This is a genomic window from Citrobacter sp. Cpo147, assembly GCF_030332405.1.
Taxonomy (GTDB): Bacteria; Pseudomonadota; Gammaproteobacteria; order Enterobacterales; family Enterobacteriaceae; genus Citrobacter; species Citrobacter portucalensis.
Map to the genome: position 1 here is coordinate 67,627 of NZ_JAOWHX010000035.1, position 20,595 is coordinate 88,221.

At 52.2% G+C, this 20,595-nt stretch carries 23 protein-coding genes and 1 pseudogene; 9 read left to right on the plus strand and 15 right to left on the minus strand.

All coding sequences use genetic code 11. The features are described from left to right. Window positions 1–3: 3 nt before the first annotated feature. The 7 genes from OGY06_RS16990 to OGY06_RS17020 form a co-directional block, all read right to left on the minus strand. Window positions 4–255, minus strand: coding sequence for an acyl carrier protein (locus OGY06_RS16990; protein ID WP_003827536.1), 252 nt, complete (start codon window positions 253–255; stop codon window positions 4–6). Window positions 256–267: 12 nt separating this feature from the next. Continuing rightward, window positions 268–525 carry a phosphopantetheine-binding protein gene (locus tag OGY06_RS16995; RefSeq protein ID WP_003827537.1) on the minus strand — a complete coding sequence of 86 codons (258 nt, stop codon included), beginning with the start codon at window positions 523–525 and terminating at the stop codon, window positions 268–270. After that, window positions 506–1,321: a lysophospholipid acyltransferase family protein gene (locus tag OGY06_RS17000; protein WP_286605755.1), complete on the minus strand. Its 816-nt coding sequence runs from the start codon at window positions 1,319–1,321 to the stop codon at window positions 506–508. The genes OGY06_RS16995 and OGY06_RS17000 overlap by 20 nt, the downstream gene beginning before the upstream one ends. Beyond that, on the minus strand, window positions 1,318–2,040 hold the full coding sequence (locus OGY06_RS17005) for a beta-ketoacyl synthase chain length factor (protein ID WP_003827539.1): 723 nt from the start codon (window positions 2,038–2,040) through the stop codon (window positions 1,318–1,320). Before OGY06_RS17005 ends, OGY06_RS17000 begins: the two co-directional genes overlap by 4 nt. A gap of 40 nt (window positions 2,041–2,080) precedes the next feature. Then, window positions 2,081–3,142: a class I SAM-dependent methyltransferase gene (locus tag OGY06_RS17010; RefSeq protein WP_003827540.1), complete on the minus strand. Its 1,062-nt coding sequence runs from the start codon at window positions 3,140–3,142 to the stop codon at window positions 2,081–2,083. 68 nt (window positions 3,143–3,210) lie between these two features. Beyond that, on the minus strand, window positions 3,211–3,588 hold the full coding sequence (locus OGY06_RS17015) for a hypothetical protein (protein ID WP_122973906.1): 378 nt from the start codon (window positions 3,586–3,588) through the stop codon (window positions 3,211–3,213). A 470-nt stretch (window positions 3,589–4,058) separates the two neighbouring features. Then, complete coding sequence (locus OGY06_RS17020; protein ID WP_286605757.1) at window positions 4,059–5,105, minus strand: AI-2E family transporter; 1,047 nt, start codon at window positions 5,103–5,105, stop codon at window positions 4,059–4,061. Between the two features lie 133 nt (window positions 5,106–5,238). Between OGY06_RS17020 and OGY06_RS17025 the strand changes: the two genes are divergently transcribed. After that, a complete protein-coding gene (locus OGY06_RS17025; RefSeq protein WP_003827545.1) occupies window positions 5,239–6,456 on the plus strand; it encodes an MFS transporter in 1,218 nt (405 codons plus the stop codon). 3 nt (window positions 6,457–6,459) lie between these two features. Here OGY06_RS17025 and OGY06_RS17030 read toward each other — a convergent pair whose 3' ends face one another. Further along, entirely contained in the window at window positions 6,460–7,017 is a 558-nt protein-coding gene (locus tag OGY06_RS17030; protein ID WP_003827547.1) for a DcrB family lipoprotein, read from the minus strand. A 72-nt stretch (window positions 7,018–7,089) separates the two neighbouring features. Next, window positions 7,090–7,755 carry a 7-cyano-7-deazaguanine/7-aminomethyl-7-deazaguanine transporter gene (locus OGY06_RS17035; protein WP_003827549.1) on the minus strand — a complete coding sequence of 222 codons (666 nt, stop codon included), beginning with the start codon at window positions 7,753–7,755 and terminating at the stop codon, window positions 7,090–7,092. A gap of 168 nt (window positions 7,756–7,923) precedes the next feature. Here OGY06_RS17035 and tusA point away from each other — a divergent pair, with 168 nt between their 5' ends. Next, window positions 7,924–8,169, plus strand: coding sequence for a sulfurtransferase TusA (tusA, locus tag OGY06_RS17040; protein WP_003827551.1), 246 nt, complete (start codon window positions 7,924–7,926; stop codon window positions 8,167–8,169). 98 nt (window positions 8,170–8,267) lie between these two features. On the opposite strand, the gene zntA is transcribed toward tusA, so the two are convergent. After that, a complete protein-coding gene (gene zntA / locus OGY06_RS17045) occupies window positions 8,268–10,466 on the minus strand; it encodes a Zn(II)/Cd(II)/Pb(II) translocating P-type ATPase ZntA (RefSeq protein ID WP_003827555.1) in 2,199 nt (732 codons plus the stop codon). A 74-nt stretch (window positions 10,467–10,540) separates the two neighbouring features. After that, entirely contained in the window at window positions 10,541–11,167 is a 627-nt protein-coding gene (locus OGY06_RS17050) for a lysoplasmalogenase (RefSeq protein ID WP_003827558.1), read from the minus strand. Window positions 11,168–11,308: 141 nt separating this feature from the next. On the opposite strand from OGY06_RS17050, the gene OGY06_RS17055 reads away from it, so the two are divergent. After that, a complete protein-coding gene (locus tag OGY06_RS17055; protein ID WP_003827560.1) occupies window positions 11,309–11,668 on the plus strand; it encodes a DUF2500 domain-containing protein in 360 nt (119 codons plus the stop codon). 99 nt (window positions 11,669–11,767) lie between these two features. On the opposite strand, the gene OGY06_RS17060 is transcribed toward OGY06_RS17055, so the two are convergent. Together OGY06_RS17060 and rsmD are read right to left on the minus strand one after the other, a co-directional pair. Continuing rightward, window positions 11,768–12,043 (minus strand): DUF1145 family protein, encoded by a 276-nt coding sequence (locus OGY06_RS17060; protein WP_003023415.1) that lies wholly within the window; start codon window positions 12,041–12,043, stop codon window positions 11,768–11,770. Beyond that, on the minus strand, window positions 12,033–12,629 hold the full coding sequence (rsmD, locus tag OGY06_RS17065; RefSeq protein ID WP_003827565.1) for a 16S rRNA (guanine(966)-N(2))-methyltransferase: 597 nt from the start codon (window positions 12,627–12,629) through the stop codon (window positions 12,033–12,035). Before rsmD ends, OGY06_RS17060 begins: the two co-directional genes overlap by 11 nt. Before the next feature lie 151 nt (window positions 12,630–12,780). Here rsmD and ftsY point away from each other — a divergent pair, with 151 nt between their 5' ends. The 5 genes from ftsY (at window position 12,781) to livJ (ending at window position 18,453) form a co-directional block, all read left to right on the plus strand. Next, window positions 12,781–14,232 (plus strand): signal recognition particle-docking protein FtsY, encoded by a 1,452-nt coding sequence (gene ftsY, locus OGY06_RS17070; RefSeq protein WP_286605759.1) that lies wholly within the window; start codon window positions 12,781–12,783, stop codon window positions 14,230–14,232. Window positions 14,233–14,234: 2 nt separating this feature from the next. Continuing rightward, window positions 14,235–14,903 (plus strand): cell division ATP-binding protein FtsE, encoded by a 669-nt coding sequence (gene ftsE, locus OGY06_RS17075; RefSeq protein ID WP_003023420.1) that lies wholly within the window; start codon window positions 14,235–14,237, stop codon window positions 14,901–14,903. Beyond that, window positions 14,896–15,954, plus strand: coding sequence for a permease-like cell division protein FtsX (gene ftsX / locus OGY06_RS17080; RefSeq protein ID WP_003827568.1), 1,059 nt, complete (start codon window positions 14,896–14,898; stop codon window positions 15,952–15,954). Before ftsE ends, ftsX begins: the two co-directional genes overlap by 8 nt. Before the next feature lie 270 nt (window positions 15,955–16,224). Continuing rightward, on the plus strand, window positions 16,225–17,079 hold the full coding sequence (gene rpoH / locus OGY06_RS17085) for an RNA polymerase sigma factor RpoH (protein ID WP_003023425.1): 855 nt from the start codon (window positions 16,225–16,227) through the stop codon (window positions 17,077–17,079). A gap of 270 nt (window positions 17,080–17,349) precedes the next feature. Beyond that, window positions 17,350–18,453 (plus strand): branched chain amino acid ABC transporter substrate-binding protein LivJ, encoded by a 1,104-nt coding sequence (gene livJ / locus OGY06_RS17090; RefSeq protein ID WP_139153507.1) that lies wholly within the window; start codon window positions 17,350–17,352, stop codon window positions 18,451–18,453. 83 nt (window positions 18,454–18,536) lie between these two features. Here livJ and OGY06_RS17095 read toward each other — a convergent pair. After that, a pseudogene (locus OGY06_RS17095) lies at window positions 18,537–18,663 on the minus strand (hypothetical protein). Beyond that, entirely contained in the window at window positions 18,648–19,031 is a 384-nt protein-coding gene (gene panM / locus OGY06_RS17100) for an aspartate 1-decarboxylase autocleavage activator PanM (protein WP_003827573.1), read from the minus strand. The pseudogene OGY06_RS17095 and the gene panM overlap by 16 nt, the downstream one beginning before the upstream one ends. 423 nt (window positions 19,032–19,454) lie before the next feature. Between panM and livK the strand changes: the two genes are divergently transcribed. Continuing rightward, complete coding sequence (gene livK / locus OGY06_RS17105; protein WP_003023433.1) at window positions 19,455–20,564, plus strand: high-affinity branched-chain amino acid ABC transporter substrate-binding protein LivK; 1,110 nt, start codon at window positions 19,455–19,457, stop codon at window positions 20,562–20,564. Window positions 20,565–20,595 lie beyond the last annotated feature (31 nt).

Consider the following 20,595-nt stretch of genomic DNA (forward strand, 5'->3'; position numbering starts at 1 on the left):
GAATTACGCTTCTTTGAGAAGGCGTTCTACCGCATCGACGACATCTTGTACGGTGCGTACTGCTTTGAACTCTTCCGGCTTGATTTTCTTACCGGTTTTCTTTTGCAGATGCACGATCATGTCGACGGCATCGATGCTATCGAGTTCCAAATCTTCGTACAGGCGCGCCTCAGGCTTGATATCTTGCGGATCAACTTCAAACAGCTTGACCAGCAGCGAGGAAACTTCAGCGTAAATGGCTTTTTGTTCGGTCATAACGGACTATCCTCAGGCACGTTGCGCGTGAATGAAAGATGCCAGCGTGGCGACGGAGAAGAAGTGCTGACGCATTTCTTCGCTCTCTGCTGAGAGGATCACGCCATACTCGTTTTTCACCGCCAGACCCAGCTCCAGGGCATCGATTGAGTCCAGACCTAAGCCATCGCCAAAGAGTGCCGCTTCGGTTTCAATATCATCAGCTGTCAGTTCGTCGAGATTCAATGTCGTTATAATGAGATTTTTGATTTCAAGATAAAGCGCTTGCATCATTAATTCCTGAAAGAGGTAAAGTACCTGGTTGTAATTGAAGCAAAAGATGCCGGTTCAACTGCCTTGCGGCCAGCGCCGGTTCTTGTGAGTTTGCGTCGTAAAATTGGTCGATCTTAACCCGTTCGTGTACTGAAATGGTAAACATCGGTTTTACAGATGGGACGTTGTACCATTGGCTTTCTTTATCCAGCATTTGTTCGCTGCAGTTAATAGTCACTATGCGTAAATCACTGCTGCAGCGCACGGCGATATTTGCTGCACCACGTTGTAACGTCATTGTTTCTCCGGGGCGTGTACGGGTTCCCTCGGGGAAAATTAAAATGGTATCGCCTTGCTCAAGACGTTGCTGGCAAGCGGGCAATAGCGCATCAGCCTGGCTGTTAATCAGATAATCTGCGGCCCGGACTACGCCGCCGAGAAAAGGATTTTTTAGTAGTGCACTTTTCACCAGACAGTCGGTTTCTGGCATGACCGAGGCCAGTAGGACATAGTCGATGAGCGTCGGGTGGTTGGCGACGACAAGACACCCTTGTTCGTTGCGTAAAATGTCTCGTCCTTCAATTTGGTAATCCAGCACGCCTAGCCGCTTCGCCACGGTTAAGAAGAGACGAAAACTGGCAGCGATACTGCGTCTGGCGATACGCCGACGTCGGGCTTTATCCCATACCGCGATCAGCAGGACGTTAAACCAAATCGTAGACAGGAGGAGCCCGCCGAGGCCAAACAGGGCAAAGCAAAAACCGGTCATCACCAGTCGCCATACCCGGTTAAGCCGCAGGATCATCGTGCTCATCCCTGACTCCACTGCCACTGTACGCGTTCGCCAGGCAGGGTAAACGCCCTGGCATCTTGTAAGTAATGTTGTAAAAACAACAGGCTTTGCGGCAATGTTGTCTCGCTCTGTGCGCTGTGTGGACGGGTTTCACATTGCCAGCTATCACCGGATTCAATAACCAGCGCGACGGCAAACGGCCATGTTGGCATGTCTGGTGGTAACTGTGGGTGATAAAACTCGGGCAGAAAACCGTCGAAATCGACCATCAATACGCGCTGATATCCCGCCTGCAACAGCCCGATGACTTCGCATAACCCCTGCTGGAATGTATCCCTGCCAGCAGAAAGCGAGGAGGAGACAATCGGTTTTTTCGCGGCGATGGTCAGGTTACCCACAGCAGAGTTATGGACAGAGAGGGCGAAATCGGTCGGTGAGAGCGCCTGCTCAGTCGCGAGAGCGTGCAGGATCCTGTAGTTACGCTCCAGTTCACCATGGCGGCTGGTATACAAAACGGCATTGATATCATGACGACGTAACATCGCCAGACCGCAATCGACGGCCAGTTTGCTGCCGGAACTGAGGCGGCGAGCTGTCATCATCGGTAACTCATTGAGCTTAGCCAACGGCGCGGTGGGATCGATGGCGTGCGAAAGCCGTGACCATTCATGCCACTGTTCTGTTTCGCTTAACCCAGGCGCCCTGGCCTGCCAGTCGATAATATTGAAAGCAAATTTCATCAACGCGTATCCGCGGTAAATCGGTTGTTCCGATTGTTTCTTATTTTTTCTTCTGACATATCAATAAAGTATGCCCAACACCTAAGTTATCGTGGCGTTCATCTACCTGAAAACCTGCCTGATTCAGATAGTGATAAAACTTCTCTACGCTGTAGAAACGGCTGTTGCCATTCGCCATACAGGTAAAATAAAGCGAAGACGCATTCAGGCTAAATGAGGCAGCCTCAAATTTTTGGGCATCCCAAAACAGCTCCATAATGCACAGCTTCGCGCCTGGCTTCATCACCCGAGCAACGTTGCTTAGCATAGCGATAATTTGTTCCGGGGAAAAACAGTCCAGGAATTGACTCATCCACCAGATATCAGCGCCGTCAGGTAAAGGCGAGTCGCTAAGCATATCCACAGCATGGAAATTTATGCGATGAGATAATCCTGCATTTTCTATATTTTCGCGGGCAAGTGCAATTTGTTGCGGCAAATCTAAGAGGGTGACTGTAATATTGTCATCATGCTGACAACAACGTAATGCCCATTTTCCGGTATTTCCGCCGACATCGTACAGGGTTGCAGGGGCGCTGGCGAATACATATGGCAATGCGGCATCAAATGCGCCATCTGAATAGTAATGATCAAAAGCAAACCAACTTTCACGCGCAGCCAGCGGTAATTGTGATAGCGCAGGATAGATTGTTGGCCAGTCGCCAAAAATTTTTAGTCCCGCGGGTTTTCCATCTTTCAACGCATTTTCAAGATAGAACAATCCTTGGTAGCAAACATCCTGAGTGAAGTCCATATTCACGCGCGTCATCGTGTCATGTAAAAGAAAATGACCGACTTTAGCGAGGTAATAATATCCTTCTTTGTGGGTAATGATTCGCCCACTTAACCCCATATCCAACAGGATGCTGGCGGCATATTCGTTGATGGTGCTGTTTTCGGTAATTTCGTCGAGCGTGGCGCCGCGTTTACCTTGCTTGTCTAGCCAGGTGAGTACTCCCGCATTTCGCAGACACAACGCGGTTTGAAAAAGCATAGGGGCAAAGGCGATACGTTGTGCTTCAGTAATGGCATCCAGTGCGCTAAGCGAATCCTGTTCGTACATGTGGGGACAACCTGTTAAATGGCAGATAATAAGAGTATCGGGCCTTTTCGGCCCGACTTTAGGCATAATTACAGATTGGCACCGGCTGACAGATTAAGCTGGATGTCTTTATCCAGATTGCGTACCCAGCGGTTATAGTTTTTGTGAATTTTTCCACCAGAGGCCTGCAGGTTGAGGCTGCTGTCGTATTTGATGTCATAGCTGGTGGCGGTATAAGTGATACGGACTTCAGCCACATGATCGCGGGTTTGTTGGCGAGCTTTAATAACACCTGGTCCGGCTTCAGACATGACCCATTGGCGTTGAATACCGGCTTTAAGGATCGCGGTTTTAACCTGGTCCTGAGTATGTCCCGCGCTCACACTGGTATGAACTTGATCAATCGGCGCAGTACGTGCGCAACCCGCCAGAGCACCGACAACGGCAATGGCCGCAAACCACTTAATATAATGTTTCATTAAAGCTCCCTATCAAAGTACCGTTTATACGTGTTAAATAATAAACTCCGAAATCATGGGCACCTTGTATTGCCTATGATTATATTTAAGCTAAATTAGCATTTTATTTCATATGATTGGTAGCAAGGTAATGAGATGACCGGATAGTAATACCCCAGGACTTTCTTCAACGGAAATTTTTCAGCATCATCATTGGCGAGAAGTATAGATTTTTAGAGAAAATGTATCAAATAAAATAACCTTTAAAGATAAGTAGATAGTTTACGTTAAATGCTTTGGGGGGATTCATTTTTTTTATGCGTTTTGGCAAAGAAACCATCATCTTGGCTTATGTATTTTCTTTATAAAGAATGAAATCCCTTTCACTCTTTATTTAAGATAAGCTTCTATATATAACTACGTTGGCGTCATTTTAACGGTCATATAAAAATATAAAAACTACCTCGGTTGGTAGTTTTTCAGGGAAGCCGACTTTTGGACCTGCCTGGCCCCAGCAAAATGGCCAGTTTGCTGCCGCCTGTGGTCGTTTCCATCCAGATTTTACATACGCTGGTTAACGGCACGGAGAGCAACATGCCGACCGGACCGAGCAGCCATCCCCATACCAACAGAGAGAGGAAGACGATTAGCGTCGATAATCCCAGCCGATGCCCCATCATTCGGGGTTCGAGAATGTTGCCAATCACCATATGCACCACCAGAAACAGTGCGCCAACCAGCACGCATTCGTAAATGCCATTAAATAGCAGTGCCTGGATCATGGGCGGGACGGCGGAAATGACCGAGCCAATGTTGGGCACGTAGTTCAACAGGAATGCCAGTACACCCCACATCAGAGCAAACTGAATCCCCATCAGTGCCAGTCCCAGCCAGATTATGGCACCGGTCCATAAGCTGAGCAGCGTTTTCAGCGCCAGATAGTGTGACACGCCCTTCAGCGCCCGATGTAGCCCCGCAATGTGGATTTGCGGATTATTCAACGCAAAACGCATCTTATAGGGGACATGACGCACCTCAAACAGCATAAAAACTACCGTCATCACCAGCAGAAAGACGCTGGCCATGGCACCAGAAAGACTCGTCATCAGCGTGGTTGTGAAGGTCATCAGCTTGTCAGAGTCCATGCGTTGCAGCATGCGCTCCGGGGACATATGCAGATTCAGAAAAGGCACCATCTCTTGCAAATACAGAACCTTGCGCGTTAGCTCCTTATTGTATTTTGGCAGCAGGTCCATAAATTCAGTGATTGATGACGCCAGCACGCCAACCAACGCCGTAAGAACGATCAGCATCACCACCACGACTAAGGTAATAGCGATTGGGCGACCGACTCCCCGGCGGATAAACCAGGTGACAAGTGGATTCAATACAATGGCAAAAAAGAGGGCCAGCAGCAGCTGCACAATGATATCCGCCGCAGCATGGATACCTGCGAGGATCACCACCAGAGCGGCCAGTTTGAGCAAAATGTGCAAACCCGTTTTATCGGGCTGGGTGGTTATCATGTCTTCTTCCTGTTTGCGTTTTTGCATTAAGTGTAGCGGCTGGCTTGCGACTGATATTCCTAAACTGGCTACTGATTTCTGCTCTGCAACATGGTAGAAATGAAACACTGTTGTGAAAACGTGGTGACCCTCCATGCCCGAACCCGTCGCTGAACCGACGCTTAGCGGTTTACGCCTGAACCTGCGTATTGTTTCTGTGGTGATGTTTAACTTCGCCAGCTACCTGACCATCGGCCTGCCGCTCGCGGTGTTGCCTGGCTACGTCCATGATGTAATGGGATTTAGCGCTTTCTGGGCTGGGCTGGTCATCAGCCTGCAATATTTCGCTACGCTGCTGAGCCGTCCGCATGCCGGTCGCTATGCCGATCTGCTGGGGCCAAAGAAAATTGTGGTATTTGGGCTGTGCGGCTGCTTTTTAAGTGGCCTGGGCTATTTACTGGCGGGATCAACGAACGGCTGGCCGTTGGCCAGTTTGCTGCTGCTATGTCTGGGGCGCGTGATTCTCGGGATCGGGCAAAGCTTTGCCGGGACCGGATCTACGCTGTGGGGCGTGGGGGTGGTTGGCTCAATGCACATCGGACGGGTGATTTCCTGGAATGGCATCGTGACCTATGGCGCGATGGCGATAGGCGCGCCGCTGGGTGTTCTGTTTTATGCCTGGGGTGGCTTACAGGGGCTGGCGCTGACCGTGATGGGCGTGGCGCTGTTGGCAATCCTGCTGGCGCTCCCTCGTCCGGCGGTGAAGGCCAGCAAAGGCAAACCGTTGCCATTTCGCGCGGTGCTTGGGCGCGTCTGGTTGTACGGCATGGCGCTGGCCCTGGCCTCCGCTGGATTTGGGGTAATCGCTACCTTCATTACCTTGTTCTATGATGCCAAAGGCTGGGATGGCGCCGCATTCGCGCTGACGCTTTTTAGCTGCACGTTTGTCGGTACTCGTTTGTTGTTCCCAAATGGTATCAACCGCTTAGGCGGGCTGAATGTGGCGATGATCTGCTTTAGCGTCGAGATTGTCGGGCTGTTACTGGTCGGGATGGCTTCGATGCCGTGGATGGCGAAAATCGGCGTTCTGCTGGCTGGGGCTGGGTTCTCACTGGTTTTCCCGGCGCTGGGCGTGGTGGCGGTAAAAGCCGTTCCTCAGCAAAATCAGGGCGCTGCGCTGGCGACCTACACGGTGTTTATGGATTTATCGCTGGGGGTTACCGGGCCGCTGGCCGGGCTGGTCATGACGTGGGCGGGTGTGCCGGTTATCTATCTGGCGGCGGCAGGGCTGGTAGCGGTGGCGTTATTGCTGACCTGGCGGTTAAAAAAACGGCCTCAGGTGGTGTCACCGGAGGCCGCGTCATCGTCTTAACCGTTACTGGATAACCAGCGTGTTAATGATGTTTTCTGCGGTAGTCTGCGCTTTTTGCTGATCGTCAGCAGGCAGCGTGATTTGCAGCGTCAGCAGTTGGTTGTCCACTTTACCCAACACCACGGAAGAGTATGCGGTCTGGCCTTTGGCCGAGATGATGCTGTCTAACTGCTGCAGCGTGTGGCCTTTCAACTCAATAGATTTATTGGTGACGACCTGCAGCTGAGGGTCACGGCTACGCTGCTGATCTTCCAGACGTTTTGCCAGCACAGCCAGATCTTCGTTGGTGTTGTCGCCAACAATCACAATCACCGCTTTCTGGCCGGTTGCGTCAGAATATACGTGCATATTGTTCGCCTGGGTGCCCAGCTTGCCGCTCTGATCGGTCATATCAGCTGGCAGGGAAAAACTGAGTTTGCCGTCCAGCAGGCTGACCGGTTGTCCGGTGGCGTTACTTTCTGCGGCAGCACCCTCGGCTGGCGCTTTTGTATCGCTATTATCACAGGCCGCAAGCCCCATAACCAGCAGGCCAATACCGACATATTTAACCAGATTGCGCATTGACTTCTTCCTTTCGATAAACGGCCATAACGGCTCATTCGTCCATCTTATCACAACTCGGAAAATGAACCTTTAACTCGTCTGCAATGCAGAGATTTCAGATTTATCTGCCAGCCTTTTCAGTAACATATTCAGCAGCACGCCATACATTGGCAGGAAGAAAATAATGCTGATCAGCACTTTGAAGCAGTAATCGACCAGTGCGATTTCCATCCAGTGCTCGGCCATAAAGGCATCCGGGCTGCGCCAGAAGGCGATAAAGAAGAAGGCCAACGTATCGCTGATATTGCCAAACAGCGTGGACGCCGTCGGTGCCAGCCACCAGCGACGGTTCTGACGCAGGCGGTTAAAGACATGCACATCCAGAATTTGTCCCAGCGCGTAAGCCATAAAGCTGGCAGCGGCGATACGGGCGACAAACAGATTAAAGTGCAGCAGTGCGCCGAATCCTTGCCACGATCCCATATAGAACAGTGATGAAACGACATAGGAGATCAGCAGCGCGGGGATCATAACCGCAAAGATGATACGTCGAGCCAGCGGCGCGCCAAAAATACGCACGGTCAGGTCGGTCGCGAGGAAAATAAACGGAAAGCTAAACGCGCCCCATGTGGTATGGAAACCAAAAATGGAGATTGGAAGCTGCACCAGATAGTTGCTGGAGGTGATCACCAGCAGATGAAATAGCGATAGCCAGAACAACGCTTTTACGCGCTGAGTTTGTGTAAACGGAGTCATATTGTGACCTTTTTGTTGGATGGGGTGAGGGAACCCAATAAAAAACCGTCGCATGATACTGCTTTAAGAGCACATTGCAATGGTTGTTTTTCACGCAATCGTTAACCTGATTGGCTTACGCCACAACAGAGCGTAAAATAACACCGTTTTTGTATGAATGAGACGACGATGAGCGACCTGTTTACTTCCCCCGACCATACTCTTGATGCCCAGGGGCTGCGCTGCCCGGAACCGGTAATGATGGTGCGTAAAACCGTACGCGGCATGCAGGCCGGTGAAACGCTGCTGATTGTCGCCGACGATCCGGCAACAACCCGCGATATTCCTGGCTTCTGTACCTTTATGGAACATGAGTTGGTGGCCAAAGAGACCGACTCGCTGCCGTACCGCTATCTGGTGCGCAAAGGGCAGTAATCTTGTTATGCCGGATGGCGCTAACGCTTCTCCGGCCTATAAAGACTGAGTAACCTGTAGGCCTGATAAGCGAAGCGCCATCAGGCGAGAAACAGGCACTACCCTTTACGCAATAATCGCAGCGCGTTAGCGGTCACCAGTACCGTTGCCCCCGTATCCGCCAGCACCGCCAGCCACAATCCGGTTATCCCGAGCAGCGTGGTGACGAGGAAAATCCCTTTCAGACCCAGCGCAATCGCAATGTTCTGGCGAATATTGGCATGGGTAGCCCGCGCCAGCTGAATCATTTGCACCAGACCACGCAGGCGGTTGTGGGTCAGGGCTGCATCGGCGGTTTCCAGCGCGACGTCGGTCCCGCTTCCCATCGCAATACCAATTGTGGCCGCTTTCATTGCCGGAGCGTCGTTGATGCCGTCGCCGACCATCGCCAGCGGCGACTGTTGGTTAAGATGGGTAACGGCCTGCACCTTATCTTCCGGCAAGAGTCCCGCTTTGAATTCGAGGCCCAGTTCACCGGCAATGGCGGCCGCCGCACGCGGGTTATCGCCGGTCAGGATCACACCTTTCACGCCAATCTGATTAAGCTCGCTGATGGCGCTGCGAGCGTCATCGCGCAGCGTGTCCTGTAGGGCCAGCACGCCGAGAACAGCATCGTTACGTAGCACCAGCACCACCGTTTGGCCCGCGCTTTCCAGCTCGCTAATCTGTCCGGCAAAGGCGTCGGCAGGCTGTTTGCCTGCGGCGCAAATTAGCACGCGCTCGCCGTCGACCAGCGCTTCAATTCCAGAGCCAACCAGCGCCCGTTGCTCTTTTGCGACAGGAATAGTCAGTTCGCGCGTTTGCGCTTCCCGAACAATTGCTTGTGCCAGCGGGTGCGTCGCGCCTTGCTCTACCGCTGCCGCCAGTGCCAGCAGTTCAGCCTCACCAATACCGCTTGCCGGATGAATCGCCGTGACGCGTGGTTTACCGATGGTCAGGGTGCCGGTTTTATCAAACGCCACCTGCGTGACTCTACCTAACTGTTCCAGCGCGGCCCCGCCTTTGATTAACGCCCCACGACGCGCCGCGGCGGCCAGACCAGAGGTAATGGCTGCGGGCGTTGAAATCACCAATGCACAAGGGCAGCCAATCAGCAGCAGCGTCAACCCTTTATAAATCCACTCCTGCCAGGATGCGGCAAACAGCAGTGGCGGTACGAGGGTGACCAGCAGCGCAACCGCCATAATGGCTGGAGTGTAAATCCGGCTGAAACGGTCAATAAAGCGCTCAATGGGAGCGCGGCGTTCTTCCGCTTCTTCAATCAGCTTCAGAATACGGTCAATGGCGCTGGCACCCGGTTCTGAGAGCACTTCCAGCGTTACCAGACGATCCACGCTGGTGGCACCCGCCGGGACTTTCTCGCCGGTGGCGCGTTCAACCGGGATCGATTCGCCGGTCAGGGCGCTCTCATCAAAGCTGGCAAAGCCGGAGACCAGTTTGCCATCGGCAGGTAAACGCCCACCCGCGGCAACTTCAATAACATCGCCAGGGCGGAGGGTATTGATAGCCACCTCTTCGCGCTCGCCGTTACGCAGGCGTGTGGCGGTTTCCGGTTTGAGCGCCATCAGTGCGCTGACACCTTTACGGGCGCGGCTGGCGGCCCAACCTTCCAGACGCTCGCCAATTAAAAACAGCAGCAGCACCATAGCGGCTTCCGCCGTCGCGCCGATAAACAGTGCGCCAATGGCGGCGACGCTCATCAACGTTTCAATGGCAAAGTAGCTGCCGGTTTTCATCAGACGCAGGGCCTGACGGGCAATGGGATACAGGCCGACCAGCGTGGTGGCGATAAACGCTATCTGACCGAAGGGGTGATTGAACTGCTCCAGCCCCCAGCTAATCGCCATCATGATAATCAGCGAAATCAGCGGCAGGTTTTCTTTAAAACGTGACTCGGGGGCGGCTTCCGTCGCGTGCTCATCGCGCAGGGTATAGCCTGCTTTTTGCACCGCGTTTTCAACTTGCTGGCGGATATCGGAACCGGCATCGACCACCAGTTTTTCAGTGGCGAACAGAACCTGGACCTGGTTGACGCCGCTGACCTGGCGGACCGCATTCTCTACTTTGCGGGCGCAAGCTGCACAGTCCATGCCCGCCACTTTCCAGGAATAGCGGGTACCTATTACGGTATCGGATACGGTTGGTGTTGTGGAGCAGCTTCCTTCGCAGCAGCAGTCATCCACCTTTTGTGGCGCAGGCGCTGGCTTGAAAGAAGAGAATTGTGGGACTTTTTTGCCACGGGTATCGGGTGTCGACATGGCATCCTCCGGTTGATAATCATTTCGTATTAACCGGAGGATACACTCTGGAGTCGACTCCAGAGTCAAGCGTTTTAAAGATACAACGAACGAACAATCAGGAAATGCCCGGCGAAGTAGCAGGCGGCGGCAATGGCGTTATCGGCCCGGAAGCGGCGACGGTAATGGCTACCCAGCCAGACAATGTTGCCGATGAACAGGAGGGATGCGCCCATAAATGCCGACAGCGCCGGGGCGGTCGGTCGAAAGAACCACAGCTCACCGGCCATCCAGACCATCATCAGCGTGATGCCGATGAAGGTGCAGATAGCGACACGCAGCTCTTCCAGACGCGTCCAGATCACGGCGATCAGCAACGCCCCCAGCACTACCAGCACCAACGGCAAAGGCCAGAAGAACGACAGCGTCATTTGGCTGGCGAAGTAAATGGTATACAGCAGATGCGACAGGAAGAATGCTCCCACGGCGTACAGCAGGCGTTGGCGCGGTAACAGCGTCAGCGCATCGCCCAGCAGCGAGGCAAGCAGGCCAGCCAGCACCAGATAGCTGATAGCGTTAAACATTGGCGCCTGCCAGGCCAGCAGTGCCAGCAGGAGTAACGTCAGGGGCTTAAAGACCCAGCGTTGCCAGGCAGGTCCACGATAGGAAGCATCCACGAACAACCATGCGGAAAGACAGACAGCGATAAACGACCAAAGCATCTTAGTTCCTTGAATTCGTTATTTTTTCGTAAGCGGGGTGCTCACGGCTCTACTGTCCAGTGTAGAGGTCGACACAGCCAGATGACAACACCATAACAGGCGATGTATGCTTATTTCCGCATTTTCTGATGGGTTAATAATATGAGCAAGCCACCACTTTTTTTCATTGTTATCATTGTCTTAATCGTTATCGCTGCGTCGTTTCGCTTTGTTCAGCAGCGGCGAGAAAAAGCCGATAATGATACGGCACCGCTGATGCAAAAGCAGGTGGTGGTAAGTAACAAACGGGAAAAACCGCTTAACGATCGGCGATCCCGCCAGCAGGAAGTGAGCCCGGCAGGTACCAGCATGCGCTATGAAGCCAGCTTTAAGCCACAAAATGGGGGGATGGAGCAGACGTTTCGTCTTGATGCGCAGCAGTACCACGCGTTAACGGTCGGGGATAAAGGCACGCTGAGTTACAAAGGTTCGCGATTTGTTGATTTTACGCTTGAACGCTAAGGTGTCATCTGACTGATGCCGGATGGCGGCATACGCCTTATCCGGCCTACAGATTTTTCGCCCCAGCCCGCAACGTGCCGCCGGGCGAAAAGATCACAGCTACTTCTTCAACTGATCTTTAATCTTCTTCTGCCACACCAGTAGCTCAAAGACGCCGAACAGAAAAATACGGATTTTCTCTCCGTTGGTCATCTGCGGGCCATCTTTAGGCATGGTGCTTTTTAGCAGCGCCAGCTGCATGCCATGCATCAGCACCATAAATATCAGTGCGACGTTAACGAAGATGTTAAGCGGGCGTGGAAAGGGTTGGAAAATATTCAGTAGTAAAAATGCCCAGACGCACAGCATCAGCAGGCGTCCCAGGTTAATCAGCATCGTGCTCTCCTCGTGCTTCACGTTGGTACAGGCGATAGGCGACCTGTCCGGCGACTTTCTCACGGTATAGCGACCAGTTCACCGGAACCGGCGGTAAGCCGTTTTCTACTTCGCTCTCAACGTAAATATACGCTTCATTTGCCAGCCAGCCATGAGTTTCCAGAAGAGTTAATGTTTCTTCCAGTAATCCTTTGCGAAACGGCGGGTCAACAAATACCACGTTATGCGGCGTACCTGCCTGAGCCAAAAATGTCAGCGTATTGGTATTGACGACGCGGGCATGGGAGGCTTTTAGCGTGGCGAGATTCTTTTGTAGCTGCTGAGATACCGCGCGATCCATCTCCAGAAGCGTCGCATTTGCCGCATAGCGAGAGAGGGCTTCCAGCCCCAGCGCGCCGCTGCCGGCGAAGCAGTCCAGACAGTGAGCATCGACCATTACCGGGGCCAGCCAGTTAAACAATGTTTCGCGCACACGGTCGGTGGTCGGACGTAAGCCGGGGCTGTCCGGAACCGGGAGTTTACGGCCACGCCATTGCCCGCCAATAATGCGGATCTGGCCGCTACCAGAGTGATTCGGTTTTTTCATTTCAATTATTGCTCAATCCGCTGCTGACGTGTCATTCCAGGCGGTGATGTGAGTTAAGTTAAGTGATAGACTATTTCATCATTTTTTTAGCTGCTATGTACATAGCGTTGACGCTGTGCCATGAAGCAACAGCGGGGGAGTGTAGTCGCAAATGGCGAAAGAGAAAAAACGTGGCTTTTTTTCCTGGCTGGGCTTTGGTCAAAAAGAGCAGGCACCGGAAAACGAGACAGAAGTAAAAAATGAAGAACAACAACCGGTTGCTGAAGAAACTACCGTCGTTGACGAACAGCCGCACGTTGAGGAAACCCGTAGCGAGGCTGAAACGCAAGCCTTTGCAGCTGAAGTCGTTGAAGTAACTGAACAGGTTGCGGAAATCGAAAAACTGCAGCCGGAAGAAGAACCTGTCGCCGAACAAGCGCAGCCGGAGATTGAGCCGGTTGCTGAATCCGTTGCTGAAACTGTAGTGGAAACGCCAGCTGCGGTGGTTATCGAACGCGAAGAATTGCCGCTGCCGGAAGAGGTGAAAACCGAAGAAGTTACTGCCGAAGAGTGGCGGGCCGAAGCGGAAACCGTGGAAATCGTTGAGGCGGCTGAAGAAGCGGTTATGGTGGTGCCGGTAGAAGAACCTGCTGTAGAAGAACCGGTAGAAGAAGAGGTGGTCCAGGAGCAGGAAAAACCAACCAAAGAAGGTTTCTTTGCGCGTCTGAAACGCAGCCTGCTGAAAACAAAAGAAAACCTCGGTTCCGGATTTATCAGTCTGTTCCGTGGTAAAAAAATCGACGATGATCTGTTTGAAGAGCTGGAAGAGCAGCTGCTGATCGCTGATGTGGGTGTAGAAACGACCCGCAAGATCATTGCGAATCTAACGGAAGGCGCCAGCCGCAAGCAGCTTAAAGATGCGGAAGCGCTGTACGGTCTGTTGAAAGAAGAGATGGGCGAGATTCTGGCGAAGGTTGACGAACCGCTGAACGTTGATGGCAAAACACCATTTGTTATCTTAATGGTTGGTGTCAACGGTGTGGGCAAAACCACCACTATTGGTAAGCTTGCGCGTCAGTTTGAGCAGCAGGGTAAATCGGTAATGCTGGCGGCAGGTGATACTTTCCGTGCGGCGGCGGTAGAACAGCTGCAGGTTTGGGGTCAGCGTAACAACATCCCGGTGATTGCTCAGCATACTGGCGCGGATTCCGCGTCCGTTATCTTTGATGCCATCCAGGCGGCGAAGGCGCGTAACGTAGACGTGCTGATCGCTGATACCGCAGGGCGTTTGCAGAATAAATCGCACCTGATGGAAGAATTGAAAAAAATCGTTCGCGTCATGAAGAAGCTGGACGAAGATGCGCCGCATGAAGTTATGCTGACTATCGACGCCAGCACCGGGCAGAATGCGATAAGCCAGGCCAAACTGTTCCATGAAGCGGTGGGCTTAACCGGTATCACCCTGACCAAGCTGGACGGTACGGCGAAGGGCGGGGTTATCTTCTCGGTTGCCGATCAGTTTGGCATCCCTATCCGCTATATCGGTGTGGGTGAACGTATCGAGGATTTACGTCCGTTTAAAGCGGACGATTTTATAGAGGCACTTTTTGCCCGAGAGGATTAACAATGATTCGCTTTGAACATGTCAGCAAGGCCTATCTCGGTGGGAGACAAGCGCTGCAGGGAGTGACCTTCCATATGCAGCCTGGCGAGATGGCGTTTCTGACCGGCCACTCCGGCGCGGGGAAAAGTACCCTGCTGAAGCTGATTTGTGGAATTGAACGGCCCAGCGCCGGGAAAATCTACTTTAGCGGGCATGACATCAGCCGTTTGAAAAACCGTGAAGTGCCGTTTCTGCGTCGTCAGATTGGCATGATTTTTCAGGATCACCACCTGTTGATGGACAGAACCGTGTTTGACAATGTGGCAATCCCGCTGATCATCGCGGGCGCCAGCGGGGATGATATTCGTCGCCGCGTGTCAGCGGCGCTGGATAAGGTCGGGCTGTTGGACAAAGCGAAAAACTTCCCGATTCAACTCTCCGGCGGTGAACAACAACGCGTCGGCATCGCCCGCGCGGTGGTGAACAAACCTGCGGTGCTGCTGGCGGATGAACCAACGGGGAACCTGGATGACGCGCTGTCAGAAGGGATCCTTCGCCTGTTCGAAGAGTTTAACCGCGTCGGGGTCACGGTATTAATGGCCACGCACGATATTGGCCTGATCTCCCGTCGCTCCTATCGCCAAATGGTTCTGAGCGATGGACATCTGCATGGAGGCCTGGCGCATGAATAGACGTGACGCTATTAACCAAATCAAACAGTTCGGTGGCCGACTGGATCGCTTTCGTAAATCGGGCGGTGCGTCGGGTGACGGCGGTCGCAACGCGCCAAAGCGTGCGAAAGCCGCGCCAAAGCCGAATTCGCGTAAAACCAATGTCTTTAACGAGCAGGTACGTTATGCGTTTCAGGGCGCGTTACAGGACCTGAAAAGCAAGCCGCTGGCGACGTTTCTGACGGTGATGGTCATTGCCATCTCCCTGACGCTGCCTAGCGTGTGCTACATGGTTTATAAGAACGTAAACCATGCGGCAAGCCAGTATTATCCGTCTCCGCAGATCACCGTTTATCTGCAAAAAACGCTGGATGATGATGCGGCGGCGCGGGTGGTTGGTCAGTTGCAGGCCGAGCAGGGCGTGGAGAAAGTGAATTATCTTTCTCGTGACGACGCGCTGGGCGAATTCCGTAACTGGTCTGGCTTTGGCGGCGCGCTGGATATGCTTGAAGAGAACCCGCTTCCGGCCGTGGCGGTTGTTATCCCGAAACTGGACTTTCAGGGTACGGAGTCGCTGAACACGCTGCGTGACCGCATCGCACAAATCAACGGTATTGATGAAGTGCGAATGGATGACAGCTGGTTCGCTCGCCTGGCGGCGCTGACGGGCCTTGTCGGACGCGTTTCCGCGATGATCGGCGTGCTGATGGTGGCGGCGGTCTTCCTCGTCATCGGTAACAGCGTGCGGCTGAGTATTTTTGCGCGTCGCGATACCATTAACGTACAGAAACTGATTGGCGCGACGGATGGCTTTATCCTGCGTCCGTTCCTCTACGGCGGTGCACTGCTCGGTTTTTCCGGTGCATTTCTTTCACTGATTTTGTCAGAAATTTTGGTGATGCGTCTGTCGTCAGCGGTGACTGAGGTGGCACAGGTATTTGGAACTAAGTTTGATATCAATGGCTTATCATTCGATGAGTGCCTGTTATTGCTGCTGGTGTGCTCAATGATTGGCTGGGTGGCAGCCTGGCTTGCCACGGTTCAACATTTACGCCACTTTACCCCCGATTAAAAAATCTCTGGTATAATCTTTCCCTGCACTGAGTAGTTCGCTCTGCAGGGAAAGAGTCCCTGTGATCTCTTCCCGGCGTATTCATTGTGATGTCACATTTTGTGCGTAATCTATACACATTACGACATGGAACTTGTGGATAAAATCACTGTCTGATAAAAGATTGAATGATATTCTCGTTGCTCATAAGCTCTGGCATGGTTGTTGCTACTGGTTTTTGTTAATTAGTTTTTAGCCAATGCGCCAGATGAAAAGATTGAGAGGATTTGAATGACCAAAGAAATGCAAAATTTAGCTTTAGCCCCTGTTGGTAACCTGGAATCTTATATCCGGGCTGCGAACGCGTGGCCGATGTTGTCGGCTGACGAGGAGCGGGCACTGGCTGAAAAGCTGCATTACCAGGGCGATCTGGAAGCAGCTAAAACGCTGATCCTGTCTCACCTGCGCTTTGTTGTTCATGTTGCTCGTAATTATGCGGGCTATGGCCTGCCGCAGGCGGATCTGATTCAGGAAGGTAATATCGGCCTGATGAAAGCCGTGCGCCGTTTCAACCCGGAAGTGGGTGTGCGCCTGGTTTCCTTCGCCGTGCATTGGATCAAAGCTGAGATCCACGAATACGTTCTGCGTAACTGGCGTATCGTTAAAGTCGCGACCACCAAAGCGCAGCGTAAGCTGTTCTTTAACCTGCGTAAAACCAAACAGCGTCTGGGCTGGTTTAACCAGGACGAAGTTGAAATGGTTGCTCGCGAGCTGGGTGTTTCCAGCAAAGACGTGCGCGAAATGGAATCCCGTATGGCGGCACAGGACATGACGTTTGACATGTCTTCAGACGATGAGTCTGACAGCCAGCCGATGGCCCCGGTGCTGTATCTGCAGGATAAATCTTCTAACTTTGCCGACGGCATTGAAGAAGATAACTGGGAAGATCAGGCCGCGAACAAACTGACCCACGCAATGGAAGGTCTGGACGAGCGTAGCCAGGACATCATTCGTGCCCGTTGGCTGGACGAAGACAACAAGTCGACGTTGCAGGAACTGGCCGATCGCTACGGCGTTTCCGCTGAACGTGTTCGTCAGCTTGAAAAGAACGCCATGAAAAAACTGCGCGCGGCGATCGAAGCGTAATCTTCCAGCCGCCCTGGAAATGCTGATAAACCCTGGATGAAAATCCGGGGTTTTTTGTTTTTATCTCTCCCCCTCTCTCCTGACGTTTATGCTTTTTGTCATCAAGTTGTTATCTGCATGTCAAATTTAGCTATTCCAAAATAATAAAAATCGGGTATGTTTTAGCAGAGTATGCTGCTAAAGCACGGGTGGCTATCCAATAATCGAAATAAAGTGCTGAACAACAACATCACAACACACGTAATAACCACAATAATGGGGATTGTCAGGATGAATATGAAGGGTAAAGCGTTATTGGCAGGATGTATCGCCCTGTCTTTGAGCAATATGGCGTTTGCTAAGGATATTAAAGTTGCCGTCGTCGGCGCGATGTCCGGTCCGGTAGCGCAGTATGGCGATCAGGAATTTACTGGCGCAGAGCAGGCGATTGCAGATATCAACGCCAAAGGCGGGGTGAAAGGCGACAAACTGGTCATGGTGAAATATGACGATGCCTGTGACCCGAAACAAGCGGTAGCGGTAGCTAACAAAGTGGTCAACGACGGGATTAAATATGTTATCGGCCACCTGTGCTCGTCTTCCACTCAGCCTGCGTCAGATATCTATGAAGACGAAGGCATTCTGATGATCACCCCAGCGGCAACGGCGCCGGAGCTGACCGCGCGCGGTTATAACCTGGTGATGCGTACCACCGGTCTGGATTCCGATCAGGGCCCAACCGCTGCCAAATATATCGTTGAAAAAGTGAAGCCGAAGCGCATTGCGATCGTTCACGACAAACAACAGTACGGTGAAGGCCTGGCGCGTTCCGTGCAGGACAACCTCAAGAAAGCCAACGCTGACGTGGTGTTCTTCGACGGGATCACCGCTGGCGAGAAAGATTTCTCTACGCTGGTGGCGCGTCTGAAGAAAGAGAATATCGATTTCGTTTACTACGGTGGTTACCACCCGGAAATGGGGCAGATTCTGCGCCAGGCACGCGCTGCGGGTCTGAAAACCCAGTTTATGGGACCAGAAGGGGTAGCGAACGTGTCGCTGTCTAACATCGCGGGTGAGTCTGCAGAAGGCTTACTGGTAACGAAACCGAAGAACTACGATCAGGTTCCGGCGAACAAACCGATTGTGGACGCGATCAAAGCCAAGAAACAAGATCCGAGCGGTGCATTCGTATGGACCACCTACGCCGCGCTGCAATCCTTGCAGGCCGGTCTGAACCAGTCTGACGACCCGGCTGAAATTGCCAAATACCTGAAAGCAAACTCAGTGGAAACCGTCATGGGGCCGCTGTCATGGGATGCGAAGGGCGATCTGAAAGGCTTCGAATTCGGCGTGTTTGACTGGCATGCAAACGGGACGGCGACCGACGCCAAATAATTTTCCTGGCGCCTTTCGCGCTGCAGATGCGTTGGCTACGTTATTCAACCCCGGTTACTTACTTATGTAAGCTCCCGGGGACTTCATAACTTGCCGCCTTCCTGCAACGTGAAATTCTTGGAAAATTGCGAGGTGGTTTTTTATTTTTTCTCCCAGCATGTAGGCCGGATAAGCGTCAGCGCCATCCGGCTTTTTTATCTTTTTTCCCAGCCATTCTCCTGGGCTGTAAACCCTAACGCCTGCATAAACGCGGCCATCACGCTGCGGTCTTCAACGCCGACGTCGGCCATCCACCATGAACTCACATCAGGGTTTTCCCGGATGACTTCTTCGATCAAATACTGCCCGACGCCGCGACGGCGGGTGATATCGCGTACGCGCAATGAATCTAATGCACCTTGCGTGCCGCTCAGGGTTACGCGAACTGCGCCTAACAGACGCTCGTTAAAGCGTGCAGCGTAGATCCGGTGCGTTTCATCTACGCTTAACGATGAGGCGGAATATTCCGGCCAGATTTTGCCCAGATCAATCTGGTCCTGGTCGCTAAAGTTATCTAAACGAACGATGGTCAGCTTCATTAACAGCATGTCCAAATCACAAAAGATGGAATGAGTGTACCGAAATAATTCACCCGGATGCTTTCTCTTTTTTATGTGAATAACCAGATTAATAATTTTGTAACAACGGTAATGACAGTTTGAAACCGTAGAGATTGAAAAATAGGCAGAATAATACCCTGGGATGCAGCATTTTATTCGGCTCTTTGTGCCGTTATTTTATGCTGACAAACGTGCTTTTTTTTGTTTATCTATAGTGAAAAGCAGAATATTATCTTTTCTTAATCGACTGAAAAATAGAGATTTTAGCCTGATTTTGCTTAAAAAACTGCGCTAAACCATTAATGAGACTGGTAAAAATAGTGCAGTTCAAAAAAAGCACAGACTGCTTTTTAACCACATAAATACAAAATATTAATTACGTCACGAATGGGGATTCAGGTAATGAAACGGAATGCGAAAACAATCATCGCAGGGGTGATAGCACTGGCAATGTCACACGCGGTCATGGCGGAAGATATCAAGGTCGCTGTTGTCGGCGCGATGTCAGGTCCGGTCGCGCAGTGGGGCGATATGGAATTTAATGGCGCACGTCAGGCCATTAAAGATATCAATGCCAAAGGCGGGGTCAAAGGCGACAAACTGGTTGCTGTGGAATATGACGACGCCTGCGATCCGAAACAGGCCGTTGCGGTAGCGAACAAAATCGTCAATGACGGCATTCAGTACGTTATTGGTCATCTGTGCTCATCTTCCACGCAGCCCGCATCAGATATCTATGAAGATGAAGGCATTCTGATGATTTCTCCGGGTGCCACAAACCCGGAACTGACCCAGCGCGGTTACGCTCACATTATGCGTACAGCGGGCCTGGACTCCTCTCAGGGGCCGACCGCCGCGAAATACATTCTGGAGAAGGTGAAGCCACAGCGTATCGCCATCATTCACGATAAACAGCAATACGGTGAAGGCCTGGCGCGTTCGGTGCAGGACAGCCTGAAAGCGGGCAAAGCCAACATCGTTTTCTTTGACGGTATCACCGCCGGGGAAAAAGATTTTTCTGCGCTGATCGCTCGCCTGAAAAAAGAAAATATCGACTTTGTTTATTACGGCGGCTACTACCCGGAAATGGGGCAAATGCTGCGCCAGGCGCGTTCCGTCGGGCTGAAAACCCAGTTTATGGGACCTGAGGGCGTCGGCAATGCGTCGCTGTCTAACATCGCCGGTGATGCTGCTGAAGGCATGCTGGTAACCATGCCAAAACGCTATGACCAGGATCCGGCGAATAAGGCTATCGTCGATGCGCTCAAAGCTGACAAGAAAGATCCAACCGGACCATACGTGTGGATCACTTATGCAGCCGTCCAGTCATTGGCGACAGCAATGGATCGCAGCGGTAGCAAAGAGCCGTTGGACCTGGTGAAAGATCTGAAAGCACACGGGGCTGATACCGTGATTGGGCCGCTGAAATGGGACGAAAAAGGCGATTTGAAGGGATTTGAGTTTGGTGTCTTCCAGTGGCATGCAGACGGTTCTTCGACCGTTGCGAAGTAATACCTGAAGACGAGTTATCCCACCGCCCGTG

Bases quoted from the DNA above. Each gene is read 5' to 3' on its own strand.
- OGY06_RS17060 (WP_003023415.1), bottom strand. From the start codon at position 12,043: ATGCTGATTAACCTGGGACGCCTGCTGATGCTGTGCGTCTGGGCATTT.
- OGY06_RS17010 (WP_003827540.1), bottom strand. From the start codon at position 3,142: ATGTACGAACAGGATTCGCTTAGCGCACTGGATGCCATTACTGAAGCA.
- ftsX (WP_003827568.1), top strand. From the start codon at position 14,896: ATGAATAGACGTGACGCTATTAACCAAATCAAACAGTTCGGTGGCCGA.
- livJ (WP_139153507.1), top strand. From the start codon at position 17,350: ATGAATATGAAGGGTAAAGCGTTATTGGCAGGATGTATCGCCCTGTCT.
- ftsE (WP_003023420.1), top strand. From the start codon at position 14,235: ATGATTCGCTTTGAACATGTCAGCAAGGCCTATCTCGGTGGGAGACAA.
- OGY06_RS17035 (WP_003827549.1), bottom strand. From the start codon at position 7,755: ATGACTCCGTTTACACAAACTCAGCGCGTAAAAGCGTTGTTCTGGCTA.
- rsmD (WP_003827565.1), bottom strand. From the start codon at position 12,629: ATGAAAAAACCGAATCACTCTGGTAGCGGCCAGATCCGCATTATTGGC.
- OGY06_RS16995 (WP_003827537.1), bottom strand. From the start codon at position 525: ATGCAAGCGCTTTATCTTGAAATCAAAAATCTCATTATAACGACATTG.
- panM (WP_003827573.1), bottom strand. From the start codon at position 19,031: ATGAAGCTGACCATCGTTCGTTTAGATAACTTTAGCGACCAGGACCAG.
- ftsY (WP_286605759.1), top strand. From the start codon at position 12,781: ATGGCGAAAGAGAAAAAACGTGGCTTTTTTTCCTGGCTGGGCTTTGGT.
- tusA (WP_003827551.1), top strand. From the start codon at position 7,924: ATGAGCGACCTGTTTACTTCCCCCGACCATACTCTTGATGCCCAGGGG.
- OGY06_RS17000 (WP_286605755.1), bottom strand. From the start codon at position 1,321: ATGAGCACGATGATCCTGCGGCTTAACCGGGTATGGCGACTGGTGATG.
- OGY06_RS17025 (WP_003827545.1), top strand. From the start codon at position 5,239: ATGCCCGAACCCGTCGCTGAACCGACGCTTAGCGGTTTACGCCTGAAC.
- OGY06_RS17030 (WP_003827547.1), bottom strand. From the start codon at position 7,017: ATGCGCAATCTGGTTAAATATGTCGGTATTGGCCTGCTGGTTATGGGG.
- OGY06_RS17005 (WP_003827539.1), bottom strand. From the start codon at position 2,040: ATGAAATTTGCTTTCAATATTATCGACTGGCAGGCCAGGGCGCCTGGG.
- OGY06_RS17050 (WP_003827558.1), bottom strand. From the start codon at position 11,167: ATGCTTTGGTCGTTTATCGCTGTCTGTCTTTCCGCATGGTTGTTCGTG.
- OGY06_RS17055 (WP_003827560.1), top strand. From the start codon at position 11,309: ATGAGCAAGCCACCACTTTTTTTCATTGTTATCATTGTCTTAATCGTT.
- zntA (WP_003827555.1), bottom strand. From the start codon at position 10,466: ATGTCGACACCCGATACCCGTGGCAAAAAAGTCCCACAATTCTCTTCT.
- OGY06_RS16990 (WP_003827536.1), bottom strand. From the start codon at position 255: ATGACCGAACAAAAAGCCATTTACGCTGAAGTTTCCTCGCTGCTGGTC.
- rpoH (WP_003023425.1), top strand. From the start codon at position 16,225: ATGACCAAAGAAATGCAAAATTTAGCTTTAGCCCCTGTTGGTAACCTG.
- livK (WP_003023433.1), top strand. From the start codon at position 19,455: ATGAAACGGAATGCGAAAACAATCATCGCAGGGGTGATAGCACTGGCA.
- OGY06_RS17020 (WP_286605757.1), bottom strand. From the start codon at position 5,105: ATGATAACCACCCAGCCCGATAAAACGGGTTTGCACATTTTGCTCAAA.